Source organism: Kosakonia sp. AG348 (assembly GCF_003337365.1).
GTDB lineage: Bacteria > Pseudomonadota > Gammaproteobacteria > Enterobacterales > Enterobacteriaceae > Kosakonia.
The window spans coordinates 543919-559835 of the sequence record NZ_QPJR01000002.1 but is presented as its reverse complement, the minus strand read 5'-3'; the positions used below and the strand labels follow the sequence as shown (position 1 = coordinate 559835).

The 15917-nt window shown below is 53.4% G+C and carries 17 protein-coding genes and 2 tRNA genes; 7 read left to right on the top strand and 12 right to left on the bottom strand.

The annotated features are described in order from the left end of the window. Nucleotides 1–134 precede the first annotated feature (134 nt). The 3 genes from DFO56_RS06420 to mdtK form a co-directional block, all read right to left on the bottom strand. A tRNA-Val gene (locus DFO56_RS06420) sits at nt 135–211 on the bottom strand. A 12-nt stretch (nt 212–223) separates the two neighbouring features. After that, nucleotides 224–300, bottom strand: a tRNA-Val gene (locus DFO56_RS06415). A gap of 151 nt (nt 301–451) precedes the next feature. Next, the gene (mdtK, locus tag DFO56_RS06410) at nt 452–1825 is read right to left on the bottom strand and encodes an MdtK family multidrug efflux MATE transporter (protein ID WP_044489373.1); all 1374 of its coding nucleotides are present in this window, start codon (nt 1823–1825) and stop codon (nt 452–454) included. A gap of 313 nt (nt 1826–2138) precedes the next feature. On the opposite strand from mdtK, the gene DFO56_RS06405 reads away from it, so the two are divergent. Beyond that, the gene (locus tag DFO56_RS06405; RefSeq protein ID WP_016496304.1) at nt 2139–2780 is read left to right on the top strand and encodes a riboflavin synthase; all 642 of its coding nucleotides are present in this window, start codon (nt 2139–2141) and stop codon (nt 2778–2780) included. 31 nt (nt 2781–2811) lie between these two features. Here the strand turns inward: DFO56_RS06405 and cfa are convergent, their stop codons facing one another. Together cfa and punC are read right to left on the bottom strand one after the other, a co-directional pair. Next, nucleotides 2812–3960 carry a cyclopropane fatty acyl phospholipid synthase gene (gene cfa, locus DFO56_RS06400; RefSeq protein ID WP_045511450.1) on the bottom strand — a complete coding sequence of 383 codons (1149 nt, stop codon included), beginning with the start codon at nt 3958–3960 and terminating at the stop codon, nt 2812–2814. A gap of 302 nt (nt 3961–4262) precedes the next feature. Then, nucleotides 4263–5459 (bottom strand): purine nucleoside transporter PunC, encoded by a 1197-nt coding sequence (gene punC, locus DFO56_RS06395; RefSeq protein WP_045511448.1) that lies wholly within the window; start codon nt 5457–5459, stop codon nt 4263–4265. Nucleotides 5460–5571: 112 nt separating this feature from the next. On the opposite strand from punC, the gene punR reads away from it, so the two are divergent. Continuing rightward, nucleotides 5572–6483, top strand: a complete 912-nt coding sequence (gene punR, locus DFO56_RS06390) for a DNA-binding transcriptional activator PunR (RefSeq protein WP_016496301.1) — start codon at nt 5572–5574, stop codon at nt 6481–6483. 18 nt (nt 6484–6501) lie between these two features. Here punR and purR read toward each other — a convergent pair whose 3' ends face one another. Then, complete coding sequence (gene purR, locus DFO56_RS06385) at nt 6502–7527, bottom strand: HTH-type transcriptional repressor PurR (RefSeq protein ID WP_016496300.1); 1026 nt, start codon at nt 7525–7527, stop codon at nt 6502–6504. A 297-nt stretch (nt 7528–7824) separates the two neighbouring features. On the opposite strand from purR, the gene DFO56_RS06380 reads away from it, so the two are divergent. Then, nucleotides 7825–7914, top strand: coding sequence for a YnhF family membrane protein (locus DFO56_RS06380; protein WP_016496299.1), 90 nt, complete (start codon nt 7825–7827; stop codon nt 7912–7914). Between the two features lie 168 nt (nt 7915–8082). Continuing rightward, on the top strand, nt 8083–9252 hold the full coding sequence (locus DFO56_RS06375) for an MFS transporter (RefSeq protein ID WP_044489666.1): 1170 nt from the start codon (nt 8083–8085) through the stop codon (nt 9250–9252). Nucleotides 9253–9306: 54 nt separating this feature from the next. Here the strand turns inward: DFO56_RS06375 and sodB are convergent, their stop codons facing one another. Together sodB and DFO56_RS06365 are read right to left on the bottom strand one after the other, a co-directional pair. Beyond that, entirely contained in the window at nt 9307–9888 is a 582-nt protein-coding gene (gene sodB / locus DFO56_RS06370; protein ID WP_045511445.1) for a superoxide dismutase [Fe], read from the bottom strand. 124 nt (nt 9889–10012) lie between these two features. Next, nucleotides 10013–10843: a C40 family peptidase gene (locus DFO56_RS06365; protein WP_044489372.1), complete on the bottom strand. Its 831-nt coding sequence runs from the start codon at nt 10841–10843 to the stop codon at nt 10013–10015. A 339-nt stretch (nt 10844–11182) separates the two neighbouring features. On the opposite strand from DFO56_RS06365, the gene DFO56_RS06360 reads away from it, so the two are divergent. Next, nucleotides 11183–11527, top strand: a complete 345-nt coding sequence (locus DFO56_RS06360; protein WP_016496295.1) for a Grx4 family monothiol glutaredoxin — start codon at nt 11183–11185, stop codon at nt 11525–11527. A gap of 38 nt (nt 11528–11565) precedes the next feature. Here DFO56_RS06360 and rnt read toward each other — a convergent pair whose 3' ends face one another. From rnt to DFO56_RS06340, 4 genes are all read right to left on the bottom strand, one after another. Further along, nucleotides 11566–12219, bottom strand: coding sequence for a ribonuclease T (gene rnt, locus DFO56_RS06355; RefSeq protein ID WP_045511442.1), 654 nt, complete (start codon nt 12217–12219; stop codon nt 11566–11568). A gap of 92 nt (nt 12220–12311) precedes the next feature. Beyond that, nucleotides 12312–12719, bottom strand: coding sequence for a lactoylglutathione lyase (gloA, locus tag DFO56_RS06350; RefSeq protein ID WP_016496293.1), 408 nt, complete (start codon nt 12717–12719; stop codon nt 12312–12314). Between the two features lie 95 nt (nt 12720–12814). Further along, nucleotides 12815–13909 (bottom strand): alkene reductase, encoded by a 1095-nt coding sequence (locus tag DFO56_RS06345; protein ID WP_016496292.1) that lies wholly within the window; start codon nt 13907–13909, stop codon nt 12815–12817. 56 nt (nt 13910–13965) lie between these two features. Next, nucleotides 13966–14562 (bottom strand): TetR/AcrR family transcriptional regulator, encoded by a 597-nt coding sequence (locus DFO56_RS06340; RefSeq protein WP_045511440.1) that lies wholly within the window; start codon nt 14560–14562, stop codon nt 13966–13968. A 120-nt stretch (nt 14563–14682) separates the two neighbouring features. Here DFO56_RS06340 and DFO56_RS06335 point away from each other — a divergent pair, with 120 nt between their 5' ends. Beyond that, on the top strand, nt 14683–14922 hold the full coding sequence (locus DFO56_RS06335; protein WP_016496290.1) for a DUF1289 domain-containing protein: 240 nt from the start codon (nt 14683–14685) through the stop codon (nt 14920–14922). 49 nt (nt 14923–14971) lie between these two features. After that, nucleotides 14972–15868: an aldo/keto reductase family oxidoreductase gene (locus tag DFO56_RS06330; protein WP_045511437.1), complete on the top strand. Its 897-nt coding sequence runs from the start codon at nt 14972–14974 to the stop codon at nt 15866–15868. Nucleotides 15869–15917: the final 49 nt, after the last annotated feature.

The window sequence follows — 15917 nt, the reverse complement described above, 5'->3', positions numbered from 1 at the left end:
CCGTGCCGTAAGGTGCGGCTTTTTTATGCGCTTTAGGAGAAGGTAGCGTGATCGCTGTCGCTAACGCAGAGTCGGCGTGGCGGTGAATATATGCTGAGATGAAAAAGAGGGATAAAGCTGAGAATGACTAAGAATGGTGCGTCCGAATGGACTCGAACCATCGACCCCCACCATGTCAAGGTGGTGCTCTAACCAACTGAGCTACGGACGCACTGAAAAGGAATGGTGCGTTCAATTGGACTCGAACCAACGACCCCCACCATGTCAAGGTGGTGCTCTAACCAACTGAGCTATGAACGCAATGTTGTGGTTGACAACGGGGACGAATATTAGCGGCAGGCCGGAGATGTGGCAAGCGGAAAATGGCAAATTTCTCACGCAATTCACCTGATTGCGGAACAACTGAGCAAAATGTCGTGAAAGTAGCCGCCAGCGGGCGGCTACCAACGTTTTAGCGCGCAGCGCGCTGCAAAATGGTCGCCGAGGGTTGACGTTGCAGGTAACGCATCCGCAGCATCATCATTATTGCCGCCGAGGTCAGGCCAATAATAAAGCCCATCCAGAAACCCGCAGGGCCCATTCTGTCGACCACTAAATCGGTTAACGCCAGCGTGTAACCCACCGGTAAACCCAGCACCCAGTAAGCAATAAAGGTGATAAAAAAGATCGAGCGCGTATCTTTATAACCACGCAGGATACCGCTGCCAATCACCTGAATGGAATCGGAGATTTGGTAAATCGCCGCCAGCAACATCAAGTGCGATGCCAGCGTCACGACCTGTGGATTATCGTTATAGATCAGCGCGATATGTTCACGCATTAACGCGGTGAAAATCGCCGTTAACGCCGCCATGGAGATGCCGACCAACAACCCCGTGTGGGCTGAGGTTTTCGCATCCAGCGTTGAACCCTGGCCGAGACGAAACCCGACGCGAATGGTCACCGCTGCTGACAGCGAGAGCGGTAAAACAAACATCAGGGAACTGAAATTCAGCGCGATCTGATGTCCGGCGACATCGACAATGCCTAACGGCGAAACGAGCAGCGCCACCACGGCAAACAGCGTTACTTCGAAAAAGAGCGCCAGTGCAATGGGTAGCCCGAGCTGAGTCAGGCGTTTTAACACCGCGACGTCAGGTTTGGCAAAACGTTGCATCGCTTGAATATCACGCATCGCGCGGGCGCGTTTAACGTACAGGCGCATGCAAATAAACATCACCCAATAGACGGACGCGGTCGCCACACCGCAGCCCACGCCGCCGAGTTCGGGCATACCGAAATGGCCGTAAATAAAGATGTAGTTCACCGGGATATTCACCAGCAGGCCGACAAACCCCATCAGCATACCCGGGATCGTGCGGGCAAGGCCTTCGCACTGATTACGCATCACCTGGAAAAAGAGATAACCCGGCGCCCCCCACATCAACGCACGTAAAAAACGCACGGCTTTATCCGCCAGTTGCGGATCGATGTTATGCATGGCGTAAATAATATGACCGGCATTCCACAGCACAATCATGATCAACACCGCAACCAGGCCCGCCAGCCAGAACCCCTGGCCAACCTGATGGGCAATTCTGTCGCGACGTCCGGAACCATTTAACTGGGCAATCACCGGCGTCATCGCCAGCAGCAGACCGTGGCCGAACAGAATGGCGGGAAACCAGATTGAGGTCCCGATTGCCACCGCCGCCATATCCGTGGCGCTGTAGCCACCGGCCATTACCGTATCGACGAAACCCATGGCTGTCTGGGCGACCTGCGCGAAAATAACCGGCACGGCGAGCGCCAGTAACTGACCCGCTTCTCTCATATACTTCTGCACGAGAACACCTTTATCTTGTAGTTATAAGAAGAATGGAACGACTAATCAGGAAGGAGTTTTTCCTTGTGCTAAAAAGGATGCCGCACAGCGATGGGTGCGACATGTGTACAAATATTACCTGCTATGGCGCGCTTTTGCCATGCCAGTCATAAAGCAAAGTTATCTTTTAGCATGCGGCGCTACGCTTATCTTTTTGCCAGAGTGGCGGGAAAAAGGGCGGCAGGGCGATTGAAACTGGCAAGGGTAAATTTCACCTGTTATTGTGCGTAAAGAACACGGTAATGGCCGTATGAATGGAACAGGAGTGGTAAGTATGTTTACGGGTATTGTGCAAGGCACGGCGAAACTGGTGTCAATTGATGATAAACCCAATTTCCGCACTCACGTTGTTGAGTTGCCTGAGACGATGCTGGATGGCATTGAGACCGGCGCTTCCATTGCCAATAATGGTTGCTGTCTGACAGTGACGGCGATTAACGGCCGCCATATCAGCTTCGATCTAATGAAAGAGACGCTGCGTATCACCAACCTCGGCGATCTGAATGTGGGCGACTCGGTAAACGTTGAGCGCGCGGCAAAATTCAGCGATGAAATCGGCGGTCACTTAATGTCGGGTCATATCATGACCACCGCCGAAATAGTCAAAATTCTCACCTCGGAAAATAACCGCCAGATCTGGTTCAAAGTGCAGGATCCTGCGCTGATGAAATACATTCTGTACAAAGGTTTTATCGGCATTGACGGGATCAGCCTGACGGTTGGCGAAGTCACCAGTAGCCGCTTCTGCGTGCATTTAATTCCGGAAACGTTGCAGCGTACGACGCTTGGCGCGAAAAAACTGGGGCATCGCGTGAATATCGAAATCGACCCGCAAACGCAGGCGGTTGTCGATACCGTGGAGCGTGTGCTGGCCTCGAAAGAAGCGGCGATTGTCGCAGCAGCCAGCGAAGAGTAAAAATAAACCCCGGCATGCCGGGGTTTATTTTTTAACGCGCGACGCGCAACCCGTGTTCAATACCCCGACTGAAAACCACCTGCCAGAGCTGAATGTCCCGCGCACGAAACGCCCCCGCGCAGGCATTGAGATAATAGCTGAACATCCGTTTAAAGCGCTCCGAGTAGTTGTCGGCGATTTCCGGCCAGGCGGCAAGAAAACGCTCATGCCACGCCATTAACGTACGGTCATAATCCGCGCCGAAATTGTGCCAGTCTTCCATCACAAAGTGTGATTCGCTGGCATCCGCAATCTGGCGCACAGAAGGCAAACAACCATTCGGGAAGATGTAGCGGTTGATCCACGGATCCACATTATGATCGGTACGTTTTGAGCCGATGGTATGCAGTAAAAAAATGCCATCAGGTTTCAGGTTACGATCGACAACGCGGAAATAGGTCGCATAGTTTTTTGGCCCGACATGTTCAAACATGCCAACGGAAACAATGCGGTCAAATTGCTCGTCGAGATCGCGATAATCCTGCAAACGGATATCGACATCCAGCCCTTCGCAACGCTTCTGCGCCAGCTTTTGCTGCTCTGCGGAGATCGTCACGCCAACCACACTGACGCCGTAATTTTGCGCCATAAACTGCGCCAGACCACCCCATCCACAGCCAATATCCAGCACGCGCATGCCGGGTTTCAACTGCAGCTTTTCACCAATAAGCCGCAGTTTTGCCCGTTGTGCATCGTCCAGCGTTTCAGCGTCTTTCCAGTAGGCGCAAGAGTATTGCATCTGCGGGTCCAGCATGCGGGTAAACAGATCATTACCAAGATCGTAATGTTCTTTGCCCACAATCCAGGCCCTTTTTTTACTTTGCAGATTAAATAATCTTGCTCCGGCAATGCGGAGTGTATCTTTGAAATGGTGCGGAAGTTGGTTTTCCAGCCCGGCGCGTAAGACTTTGGTGAAGAATATGTCCAGGCGGGCGCAATCCCACCAGCCGTCCATATAACTTTCGCCGAGTCCGAGCGAGCCTTCCTGTAAAACACGTTTGAAAAAATCAGGATTTTTCACCTGAATATCTGACGCTGCGGGACCGTTGACGCGGATACCTGCGCGACCCAGCAGTTCGTTTGCTATACGGAACCAATTGTCATCCCGTACGCTAACTTCTTCTATACACGATGAACTCATAACTTCTCCATCACTCGCAGTGATCAGAACCTTCAAACAGCGTAGACGCTTTTTCGGGCTTGTGAGAAATCTCACGGTTTTTACCGTGAGGCTGATATCCGACGTAGAACAGAGGAAGGGAGAGGACCCTTGCCGAAAGGCCTTCCATGGGTAAACGGGTACAATCCGGTACCCGTTAATGCATAATATTTATCGTATTTATCAAACAGCCGAAAATGAGTATAGGCTTCAAAATCGGGTGATTCAATAAAAAGCCCGTAGCAAGCTAACCACTGTGTTGTTGATAGTCGCTTGCGCAACTATTAATGCGACGAGGAAGCCACAACCTTTTTACCTGCTAATTCATCGTGCGTGCGGCGCTGAAGGCGATAACCCAGCGCGACCAGTAGCACCATTGCCAGCATGACACTGGTTGTCGTCAGCAGTGGTGTGGCGATGAGCCATGAGACCACCAGGCTTGCCAGAAAACATAAACCCAGCTGTAGCGTATTTTGCAAGGCGGCTGCGCGGCCGGTTGCCTGCGGGAAAGGACGCAGCGCCTGCGCGACCACGATAGGGTAAATCGCGCCGTTGGCCATTGCCATAAAGCAGAAGGGGATGAGCAGCGCGGTCAACGACACGGCCGGCATAAAACCGACGGCCCAGGTGGCGAGGACACTTAACGCGAACGCCCCCAGCAGCCATGGCAACAAACGAGAACCCTGCCATTTCTGCAACGCGGCACGGCAACCGTAACCGCCCACCAAAAAGGCGATGGTTTGCGGCACATAACTGAGGCCAATAACCGATGGGCCATAACCCATTTCATGCAGAATAAACGGTGAACCGGTCAGCCAGGCGAAGAAACTGGCTGAGCAGGCGGCATAGATAATCACATTCCCGCGATAATCCCGGGCACGCAGCAGATCCATAAATGTCAGCGGTTGTTCGTGGTGTTCACTTTTCTGCGCGGGTGATTTCAGCCGCCATGCCGGGATCATCAGAATTAACGTTATCGCCAGTAAAGTGGCGAAAATGGCCTGCCAGTTGAAATGCGCAAGGATCCAGGCGCCCAGCAGCGGTGCCAGTGCCGGCGTCAAACCCACCAGCGGCATAATAGTGGCGAAGATGCGATTGACGCGATGAGCGGGGTAGTTATCCGTCACCAGCGCCTGCCAGCTTACTGTCGCGGCGCAGACGCCGACCGCCTGGAGAAAGCGCAGTACCAGCAGCAGGGTTGCATCACGTACCCATAATGTTCCCAGACAGCCCAGCGCGAAAATTGCCAGCCCGGCTAGCAAAACCGGCTTGCGACCATAGCGATCTGATAGCGGCCCCCATACCAGTTGCGCAATGGCAAAGCCCGCCAGAAACAGGCTTAAAGTCGCGCTAACCACCGCAGACGATGTGTGTAAATCTTGCTGTATCGCGCTGAAGGCGGGGAGGTACATATCAGTGGCTAAAAAGCCGAGCACGCTTAATCCCGCGAGCCAGACTAAAAATCCGTTGCCAGGTTGCATTAGTGTTTCTCTTTAATTGCAGGTAATCAGGGCTGTCGAGTGTAAGGAGTGCATTAGCGCTTGTGAAACGCTAATATTTGCGTAGTGGTTTCAAATTTTTTGCAGGCAGATTATGTGGTCAGAATATTCGCTGGAAGTGGTTGATGCTGTCGCGCGCAATGGCAGTTTTAGCGGTGCGGCGCAGGAGTTACACCGTGTACCTTCTGCAGTGAGCTATACCGTGCGGCAGCTTGAAGAGTGGCTGGCTGTTCCGCTGTTTGAGCGTCGCCATCGTGATGTTGAGCTTACGCCTGCCGGAGTCTGGTTTTTGAAAGAAGGGCGAGCTGTTATCAAAAAAATGCAGATCACCCGTCAACAGTGCCAGCAAATCGCCAACGGCTGGCGCGGGCAACTGGCGATCGCCGTCGACAACATCGTAAAACCTGAACGTACCCGGCAATTGATCGTCGATTTCTATCGACATTTCAGTGATGTTGAGTTGCAGGTTTACCAGGAAGTCTTTAACGGTGTCTGGGATGCGCTTGCTGACGGACGGGTGGAGCTGGCGATCGGCGCAACGCAGGCTATTCCCGTCGGTGGGCGTTATGCGTTTCGCGATATGGGAATGCTGAGCTGGAAATGCGTGGTTTCCAGTCGCCATCCGCTGGCGTCACTGGCAGGCCCGCTTAGCGACGATACCTTGCGCAACTGGCCTTCACTTATCCAGGAAGATACGTCCCGCTCGTTGCCGAAACGTATTACCTGGCTACTGGATAATCAGAAACGCGTGATTGTTCCTGATTGGGCGTCGTCGGAGGCGTGCTTATCGGCAGGGTTATGCGTGGGAATGGTGCCGGCACACTTTGCCCGCCCGCGGCTCGACAGCGGTGACTGGGTTGCGCTGACCCTGGAAAATCCCTTCCCGGATGCGGCGTGCTGCCTGACATGGCAACAAAATGAGGCGTCCCCGGCGTTAAACTGGCTGCTGGAATATCTGGGAGATAGCGAAACGCTGAATGACGAGTGGTTACGGGAGCCGAATTAACGGCTCCGTAATAAGCGGTTAGCGGCGGTAGTCGCGGAACGGGCCATCGGCCACGGAACGGCGTTCAACCAGACGCGGATGTACTTCAATAGACTGCGACTCTTCGCGCTTGTTGACGATACGATCAAGCAGCATGGTAAACGCCGTTTCTCCCAGCGAATCTTTCGGCTGGTGAATCGTGGTCAGGGCCGGGGTGAAGAAGCGTGAGTTACGTACGTTGTCATAACCAATCAGGGAAATATCCTGCGGTACGCGTAAACCCATCTCATCGGCAGCGCACAGCGCGCCCATCGCCATAATATCACCGCCGCAAAAGACTGCGGTAGGGCGATGCGCCTGATTGAGGATTTGCTGCATCGCGCGATAGCCGGATTCCGGCTCGAAATCGCCCTGCACGATCCAGTTTTCCGGCACGCTGATAAGGGCTTCTTCCATCGCTTTCATAAAGCCGGCCAGACGGCCCGCGCCAGTGTTACGCTCCAGCGGGCCGGGGATCACGCCAATATCGCGGTGTCCGCGATCAATAAGGTAGCGCCCGGCCATATAACCGCCTTCAAAGGCGTTATCAATAACGGAATCCGTAAAGTCGGCCTTCGCTTCGCCCCAGTCCATCACTACCATCGGAATATGGCGGTACTCTTCCAGCATGCTCAACAGCGATTCCGGGTATTCGGAACACATTACCAGCAAACCATCAACGCGCTTTTGCGCCATCATCGACAGATAAGCACGCTGTTTTTCGAGGCTATTCCAGGCATTGCCGAGGATCAGGGTATAACCCTTCTGGAAGCACTTTTTCTCTACGGCTTCGATAATTTCAGCAAAGTAGGCCGCTTCACTGCTGGTGGCCAGCAAGCCGATCGATTTTGTGTGATTCACTTTCAGGCTGCGGGCGACGGCGCTGGGGGAATAGTGCAACTCTTTAATCGCCGCCCACACAGCGTTGCGCGTCTCTTCGGCGACGAAACGGGTTTTGTTAATTACATGTGATACGGTTGTAGTGGAAACGTTTGCTCGTTTCGCTACGTCTTTAATCGTTGCCATCAGATATCACTCCAGACCATATCATAAGCTCCTGATAATACTTAAGGTAAACGTTTGCCTTTAATCACCCTGTACCCATCAAAGGGGGTGCGGTACGCCGGGAAAACGACACTGGACGTCAGGAGGGGAGTCAATGGCCGGTACGCTAATAAATTTAGCGTCGAATTTTGTCTGATCTTGAGCAAAAGGGGAAGTATTAAAACGTTTCTCCTGCGAATTCCCGCAAGATTTTTAAGATAATTTGTGCAAAAATGCGTTATCTCACTTTTTGTGGGGAAATTAAAAAGGGGAAAATTGATGAGCACCGATCTGAAGTATTCTTTAATCACTACCGTCATCGTTCTGAGCCTGATTGTTTTCGGCGGTCTGACTGCTGCACTGCATTGATCTATCGCGAGGGAGAGCCTTTTCTCCCTCGGTTTTCTTCCCCGCCATTGTTATCACTTCTGCAATAATCTTTTGTCATTCTGCCAACTTCTGTTTTTTGTGATAGCTGTCATACTTTTGGCTTCAGCGACAGGGTCGCAAGTCGGCATGTCTATTTTGGAGTCACAGATGAAAATTAATTTCCCTTTGCTTGCCCTGGCGATTGGCGCCTTCGGCATTGGTACCACCGAGTTTTCCCCGATGGGATTACTGCCGGTTATTGCCCGCGGCGTCGATGTTTCTATTCCGGCGGCGGGGATGCTGATTAGCGCCTACGCTATCGGCGTGATGGTTGGTGCGCCGTTAATGACATTGCTGCTGTCTCACCGTGGCAGACGCAATGCCCTGATCTTTTTGATGGCGATTTTTACGCTCGGTAACGTGCTGTCGGCGATTGCGCCGGATTACGCCACATTAATGCTGGCGCGGATCGTCACCAGTCTGAACCACGGCGCGTTTTTTGGTCTTGGCTCGGTGGTGGCAGCGAGTGTTGTCGCCAAAGAGAAGCAGGCCAGCGCAGTGGCAACCATGTTTATGGGGCTGACCATTGCTAACATTGGCGGTGTGCCTGCCGCGACCTGGCTGGGTGAAACCATTGGCTGGCGTATGTCGTTCATGGCCACCGCCGGGCTGGGTGTCATTGCCATGGCGAGCCTGTTCTTTTCGCTGCCGAAAGGTGGCACAGGTGAGCGCCCGGACGTACGTAAAGAGCTGTCGGTACTGGTACGCCCACAAGTGTTGTCCGCATTGCTGACCACCGTGCTCGGCGCAGGCGCCATGTTCACGCTGTATACCTACATTGCGCCGGTACTGCACACCATTACCGATGCCACTCCCGTTTTTGTGACGGCGATGCTGGTGTTGATTGGCGTTGGTTTCTCCATTGGTAATTATCTTGGCGGCAAACTGGCGGATCGCTCGGTCACCGGCACGCTGAAAGGTTTTTTGATCCTGCTGATTGCCATCATGCTGGCGATCCCGTTCCTGGCGCGCAGTGAAGTGGGCGCAGCCATCAGCATGGTGGTGTGGGGCGCGGCGACGTTTGCGGTGGTTCCGCCGTTGCAGATGCGTGTCATGCGTGTTGCGCATGAAGCACCGGGCCTTTCATCTTCAGTCAATATCGGTGCCTTTAACCTCGGTAACGCGCTGGGTGCGGCAGCCGGGGGGGCAGTGATTTCCGCTGGGCTGGGTTATGATTTCGTCCCGGTTATGGGGGCGATTATTGCCGGGCTGGGCCTGCTGGTGGTGCTGTTCTCTGGTCACTCTCAGCCAGAACGTGCCTGTGCCGCAGCAGAATAAATAGCACAAATGCAAAAAAGGAGGGGCTAGCCCCTCCTTTGTTTTATGCCGCGTTTATGCCGCTAAATTTTTGGTCACGAATGACCAGTTTACCAGCGCCCAGAAATGTTCAAGGTAGTTCGGACGCGCATTACGGTAATCGATGTAATATGCATGTTCCCACACATCGACGGTTAACAGCGGGGTTGCATCGCTTGTCAGCGGAGTGCCCGCATTAGACGTTGAAACAATGGCTAATGTGCCATCCGCTTTTTTCACCAGCCACGTCCAGCCAGCACCGAAGTTTTTAACCGCAGCATCGGTGAATTGCGCTTTGAATTCGGCAAAGCTGCCGAATGATTTGGCGATAGCTGCCGCCAGTTCACCGGTCGGTTCACCGCCAGCATTCGGGGCCAGGCAGTTCCAGTAGAAAGTATGGTTCCAGACTTGGGCTGCATTATTGAACACGCCACCTTCGCTATTTTTCACAATCTCTTCCAGCGATTTACCTTCAAAAGCGCTGCCTTTGATCAGGTTGTTGAGGTTGGTGACATACGTCTGATGGTGTTTACCATAGTGGTATTCCAGCGTTTCGGCTGAGATATGCGGCGCCAGGGCGTCTTTTGCATACGGTAATGCAGGTAATTCAAACGACATTGCTATTCTCCTTTCATTATTTTAATAACACCCAATAGCCCTACTGGATGTGCGGATTAGGGTAGCAAATCGAAAGGCCAGACAAAAGAGGGAGTTACCTGCCGCAGGCGCGGCAGGTGAGGAGTTAGCGAATAGTTTTCGGCGTCACGACGCGACGCGCGCCAACATAATGGCGCTGCCAGTAATCTTCACTCAGCGATGTAACCTGAATGTCCTGGCCGCTACGCGGAGACTGAATGAATTTACCATTACCGACGTACACGCCCACGTGATCGGCGGTACCACGGCCCTGGGTACGGAAGAACACCAGATCGCCGCTCTCCAGTTCCGCCACATTCACCGGCGATGCATCGCGCAGGTGATACATTTCATTGGCGGTACGCGGAATACGGAATTTCACCAGATCCTTATATGCGTAATAGACCAGACCGCTGCAATCGAAACCGGTGCTTGGTGAGGTGCCGCCCCAGTGATAAGGCTTGCCAATCTGATTCATCAGCTTGGACATGGCGGTTTTTTGTGCTTTTTGAATGCGAACTTTATGCACATCGGCGATGGCGTTAGTGCTTTTAACCTTCACACAATGCGGCTTGTGGCCTTTGCGCGGCGTACATTTCTCAGTCCAGGTGACGGCGGTGGTTTTTAGCGGGCTGGATGTATTACGACGCGAGGTGATTTTGCTGGCTTTTTTGCTGGTAGTAACTTTTTTGTTTGCCGGAGCTTTTTTACTCTCCGTTGTTTTTTTGCTGGTGGTTTTTTCTGCCGGGCTGCGACTGTTTTTCTTTGGTGTCTTTTGTGATGTATTTTTTTTCTTACGTTCGGATGCTTTCGCCAGATGCGATTTTTGCACGGCCGACGCTCGCGCCTGTTCAGAGGCACTCGCTAATGGCGTGAAAGAAATCGTGGTGAACAACAAAGCACAGAGCGTGATTGAAGCTTTTGGTATCCGCGCCACTGAGCAATCCCCTGTTAGGGCAAGCATTTAATACGCCTGCAAATGGTTTTTTAAAACTCGTCGATTCTAATCCATAAAAACCCCAAAAGTTAATACTGTTTTTGCATCTATAGCTTCGTTTCGTTAACAAGCGCAAAAAAAAGCAGCAAAACGTTTCTATGTGCTCAAGAGTTAGGCAGCAAGCGGGATGGCGAGTTGAGTTAAGTCATATTCCTAAGGCAACTTTTGCCGACAGACGATAAAATCATGAACGGTGAACAAAATGTTATTTTCCGATGCCCCTCTGAACCGTTACAATGGCGAACATCTGCCGTAGAAGAAGTTGAAGGAAGCATGACAATGAGCACAACACTTGAAAAAATCCAGCGCCAGATCGCTGAAAACCCGATTCTGCTGTATATGAAAGGCTCTCCGAAGCTGCCAAGCTGCGGTTTCTCCGCCCAGGCGGTACAAGCGCTCTCTGCATGCGGTGAACGTTTTGCTTATGTAGACATTCTGCAAAACCCGGATATTCGCGCAGAACTGCCGAAATACGCTAACTGGCCGACCTTCCCGCAACTGTGGGTTGAAGGTGAACTGGTTGGCGGCTGCGATATCGTAATTGAAATGTATCAACGCGGCGAATTGCAGACGCTAATCAAAGAAGCGGCGGCAAAACATAAAGACGAGCCGAGCGCAGAGTAATTTCTGCCAATAAAAAAGCGACCTGACGGTCGCTTTTTTTATGCCTGATTTTCATCCGCGATGGGCAACGGCCAGCCGCCAAGGCGCTTCCAGCGGTTGACGATTTCGCAAAACAGCAGGGCGGTTTGCTCTGTATCGTACAGTGCGGAGTGCGCCTGCGAGGCGTCAAACGCAATGCCCGCTGCGCCACACGCTTTTGACAGCACCGTCTGCCCGAGAGCCAGCCCGCTTAATGACGCGGTATCGAAAGTGACAAACGGGTGGAACGGGTTGCGTTTCAGTGAAGCGCGTTCCGCAGCGGCCATCATAAAGCTGTGATCGAACGTCGCGTTGTGCGCCACCATAATCGCGCGGTTACAACCCTGATCTTTAATGCCTTTGCGCACTATTTTAAAAATGGCATGCAGGGCGTCATGCTCACTCACCGCGCCACGCAGCGGATTGCCCGGATCAATGCCGTTAAAGGCCAGCGCTTCGGGTTGCAGGTTCGCGCCTTCGAAAGGCTCAACGTGGAAATGCAGCGTGCTGTCGGGCATGAGCCAGCCTTGTTCATCCATTTTCAGCGTAATGGCGGCGACTTCCAGCAGCGCGTCGGTTTTGGCGTTAAACCCGGCGGTTTCAACATCAATTACCACAGGGTAAAAACCGCGAAAACGGTCGCACAGACCAGTCAGTTGAGCGTTATCGGACATCAGGATCTCTTGATACGGGAAAATGGCAGCGCATTATGGCAAATTTTACGAAGGGATGTAAAACAGCGGGCGCAAAGCGCGCCCGGAGGGGATTAGTTACCCAGGCCTTTACCGGCGTCTTTCTCTTCGATCAGCTCGATTTTGTAACCGTCCGGATCTTCAACGAAGGCGATAACCGTGGTTCCACCTTTAACCGGACCCGCTTCACGCGTCACATTACCGCCGTTGTTGCGGATAGCTTCGCAAGCTTGCGCCGCGTTTTCCACGCTCAGCGCGATATGACCGTAAGCATTACCCAGATCGTAGCTTTCCACGCCCCAGTTGTAGGTCAGTTCAATCACCGCTTCTTCGCTTTCCGGGCCGTAGCCAACGAAAGCCAGCGAATATTTATATTCCGGGTTTTCACTGGTACGCAGCAGCTTCATGCCCAGCACGTTAGTATAAAATTCGATGGAGCGTTGCAGGTTGCCGACGCGCAGCATGGTGTGAAGTAAGCGCATAATATCCTCTTGTATGAATGTGTTAACGTTCCGAATAGAAACACAGTTTTAGTATAGCGGCGCAGACCCGCCGCTATCAATGAACAATCAGAGGATCACAGAGAAGGGTAGTCAGTGTAACCTTCCGCGCCGCCGCCATAGAAGCTTTCCGGGCGCTGTGGGTTCAGTTCCGCTTTCAGTTGCAGACGTTTTACCAGGTCCGGGTTGGCGATATAGGCGCGACCAAAGGCTACCGCGTCAATCAAACCTTTCTCGATCAATTGTTCCGCTTTTTCCGGGGTATAGGCACCTGCACCAATGATCGGGCCGTGGAAACGTGCGCGCACTTTTTCACGGAACGCGTCGGTGTATGGTTCACCGCCGGCCCAGTCCGGCTCTGACATATGCAGGTAAGCAATACCGCGCTTGCCCAGTTCCTCGATCAGATATAACGCATCGGCTTCTTCGTTCGGGCCGTTATCCATGTTCTGGAAAGAACCGATCGGAGACACGCGAATACCAATGCGCTCTGCGTCCCACTCTTTGCTTACCGCATCGACCACTTCCAGCACCAGGCGCGCGCGATTTTCCACGCTGCCGCCGTACTGGTCGGTACGCTGGTTCGCCGACGGTGAAAGGAACTGGTGCAACAGATAACCATGGGCCGAGTGCAGTTCAACCAGATCAAACCCGGCGTCGCGCGCATTGGCAACGGCCTGGCGGAAATCATTAACGATACCCGGGATCTCATCGGTTTCCAGCGCGCGCGGTGTGGAGGTGTCTTCACGCGTGGCGTTGCCGTTGGCATCACGCAGAGAGGTACGCGTTCCCGCGTTGATGGCTGACGGTGCGACCGGCGCGGCACCACCCGGTTGCAGACTGCTGTGCGAGATACGACCGGTGTGCCACAGCTGTACGGCGATACGGCCGTTTTCGCTATGCACGGCATCGGTGATTTTCTGCCATGCCGCAATTTGTTCTGCGCTGTGCAGACCCGGTGCGCCGGCATAGCCTTTCGCCTGCGCGGAGATTTGCGTGGCTTCGCTGATAATCAGGCCGGAGCTGGCGCGCTGACGATAATATTCCGCCATTAACGGCGTAGGAATATCACCCGGCTCGATGCTGCGCAGTCGCGTCAACGGTGCCATAAAAACGCGGTTTGGAACGGTAATAGCGCCCACTTTCAGCGGCGTAAATAATTTACTGGACATAACAACTCCTGAATAGACCGGTCGACTAGTAAAAAGTGAAATAAAAATGCCTGCTCTCAGACAGGCGTTGCAATGATGCTGTTTGCATGCGCCAGCGCGCTTTCCAGCGGCAGGGCGCTTCGCGAAATTTTGGCCTGCAAATTGGCACCTAACCACAGGGAGTACAACACTTGCGCCTGCGTTAGTGCTTCCCCCTGAAACGTTAAGCTGCGATCGTTACGCCCTTTTTCCAGCGTATCCGCGAGCAGGGCGATAACGCCGCCCGCGCCTTTGTCCATTGCTGAACGCATGTCTTCCGACAGATCGCACACTTCCGCCGACAGTTTCACCGTCAGGCAACCGCTAATAATTCCCTGTTGGCTAAACTGCCGGAGCGTCTCCTGATAATACGCCAGCAGCCTGTCACGGTAGTTTCCCGGCCCGCTGGCGAAATGGGCCGCCAGCCGCTGGTGATACGCGGCATAGTGACGCTCAAGCAACGCCACGCCGAACGCCTCTTTAGAGCGAAAATAGTGGTAGAAAGAGCCTTTTGGCACTTCCGCCGTTTTCAGTAATTCGCTCAGGCCCATACCGGTAAACCCGCGATGCATGCAAAGCTGCTCGCCGGTCGCCAGTAAATGTTCGCGCGTGTCATGTTCGGTATTTCTGCTCATCGCGCCACTCTACTAGACCGATCGGTCTGTTGCAAGTGGCGAACAATACGTTTTTCGCCTTGCGCGTTGTCGACAGGCAGTCTTCAATAAAGGGAACTGCCTGTATTACCGGAGACGACTGTGCCAGAACAACTGGAGTTTTTCCCCGTCCAGAGCCCGTGCCGCGGTATTTGCCAGTCGGATGAGCGCGGTTTTTGCCGTGGCTGCATGCGTAGCCGCGATGAGCGTTTTAACTGGCAAAAAATGACCGATGCGCAAAAGCAGGAGGTGCTGCGTTTGTGCCGCCAGCGCCTGCAGCGCAAAATGCGCGCAAACAAAGCGTCCTCTGCGGAAGAACCTCAGCAACCTTCACTGTTTTAGTCGCCAAAATGCGTATACTCGAAGGCAAATTACCTTCGAGGAAATCATTATGGTTCAACGTATTGCCCTCGCGCCGCAAGGCCCGGAGTTCTCCCGTTTTGTGATGGGCTACTGGCGTTTAATGGACTGGAACATGTCCGCGCAGCAGCTGGTTAGCTTCATTGAGTCTCATCTTGATCTCGGTGTGACTACCGTTGATCACGCGGATATTTACGGCGGTTATCTGTGTGAAGCCGCGTTTGGCGAAGCGCTCAAGCTCGCTCCGCATCTGCGTGCCCGCATGGAGATTGTCAGCAAATGTGGCATCGCCACCACCGCGAAACCGGAACATGCGCTGGGTCATTACATTACTGAACGCGACCACATTATTCGCAGTGCCGAACAGTCGCTGGTGAATCTTGCCACCGATCACCTTGATTTGTTATTGATCCACCGTCCCGATCCGTTGATGGACGCCGATGAGGTGGCGGAAGCATTTCTGCATTTGCATCAGAGCGGAAAAGTGCGCCACTTTGGCGTTTCTAACTTCACACCCGCTCAGTTCTCTCTGTTGCAGTCACGCCTGCCATTTACGCTGGCGACCAACCAGGTCGAGATCTCGCCGGTTCACCAGCCGCTACTGCTGGATGGTACGCTGGATCAACTGCAACAGCTGCGCATCCGCCCGATGGCATGGTCATGTCTCGGCGGCGGGCGTCTGTTTAACGATGCTGCGTTCCAGCCGCTACGTGATGAACTGGCGCGCGTTGCGCAGGAACTGAATGCCGAAACCATCGAACAGGTGGTCTATGCCTGGGTGATGCGTCTGCCGTCTGCGCCGCTGCCCATTATTGGCTCGGGTAAAATTGAGCGCGTGCGTTCGGCGCTGGGGGCACTGAACCTTCAGATGACGCGCCAGCAGTGGTTCCGTATTCGCAAAGCGGCGCTTGGTTACGACGTGCCATAACGCGGGCAGATGACCTCCCGGTGAAATCTGCCACCCTGGTTTAAACTTA

What these genes read in the sequence shown, in the direction of transcription:
- DFO56_RS06345 (WP_016496292.1), bottom strand. Translation starts at nt 13,909, where the DNA reads ATGTCCAGTAAATTATTTACGCCGCTGAAAGTGGGCGCTATTACCGTT.
- sodB (WP_045511445.1), bottom strand. Translation starts at nt 9,888, where the DNA reads ATGTCGTTTGAATTACCTGCATTACCGTATGCAAAAGACGCCCTGGCG.
- DFO56_RS06380 (WP_016496299.1), top strand. Translation starts at nt 7,825, where the DNA reads ATGAGCACCGATCTGAAGTATTCTTTAATCACTACCGTCATCGTTCTG.
- purR (WP_016496300.1), bottom strand. Translation starts at nt 7,527, where the DNA reads ATGGCAACGATTAAAGACGTAGCGAAACGAGCAAACGTTTCCACTACA.
- DFO56_RS06375 (WP_044489666.1), top strand. Translation starts at nt 8,083, where the DNA reads ATGAAAATTAATTTCCCTTTGCTTGCCCTGGCGATTGGCGCCTTCGGC.
- punC (WP_045511448.1), bottom strand. Translation starts at nt 5,459, where the DNA reads ATGCAACCTGGCAACGGATTTTTAGTCTGGCTCGCGGGATTAAGCGTG.
- rnt (WP_045511442.1), bottom strand. Translation starts at nt 12,219, where the DNA reads ATGTCCGATAACGCTCAACTGACTGGTCTGTGCGACCGTTTTCGCGGT.
- DFO56_RS06330 (WP_045511437.1), top strand. Translation starts at nt 14,972, where the DNA reads ATGGTTCAACGTATTGCCCTCGCGCCGCAAGGCCCGGAGTTCTCCCGT.
- DFO56_RS06340 (WP_045511440.1), bottom strand. Translation starts at nt 14,562, where the DNA reads ATGAGCAGAAATACCGAACATGACACGCGCGAACATTTACTGGCGACC.
- DFO56_RS06405 (WP_016496304.1), top strand. Translation starts at nt 2,139, where the DNA reads ATGTTTACGGGTATTGTGCAAGGCACGGCGAAACTGGTGTCAATTGAT.
- DFO56_RS06360 (WP_016496295.1), top strand. Translation starts at nt 11,183, where the DNA reads ATGAGCACAACACTTGAAAAAATCCAGCGCCAGATCGCTGAAAACCCG.
- gloA (WP_016496293.1), bottom strand. Translation starts at nt 12,719, where the DNA reads ATGCGCTTACTTCACACCATGCTGCGCGTCGGCAACCTGCAACGCTCC.
- punR (WP_016496301.1), top strand. Translation starts at nt 5,572, where the DNA reads ATGTGGTCAGAATATTCGCTGGAAGTGGTTGATGCTGTCGCGCGCAAT.
- cfa (WP_045511450.1), bottom strand. Translation starts at nt 3,960, where the DNA reads ATGAGTTCATCGTGTATAGAAGAAGTTAGCGTACGGGATGACAATTGG.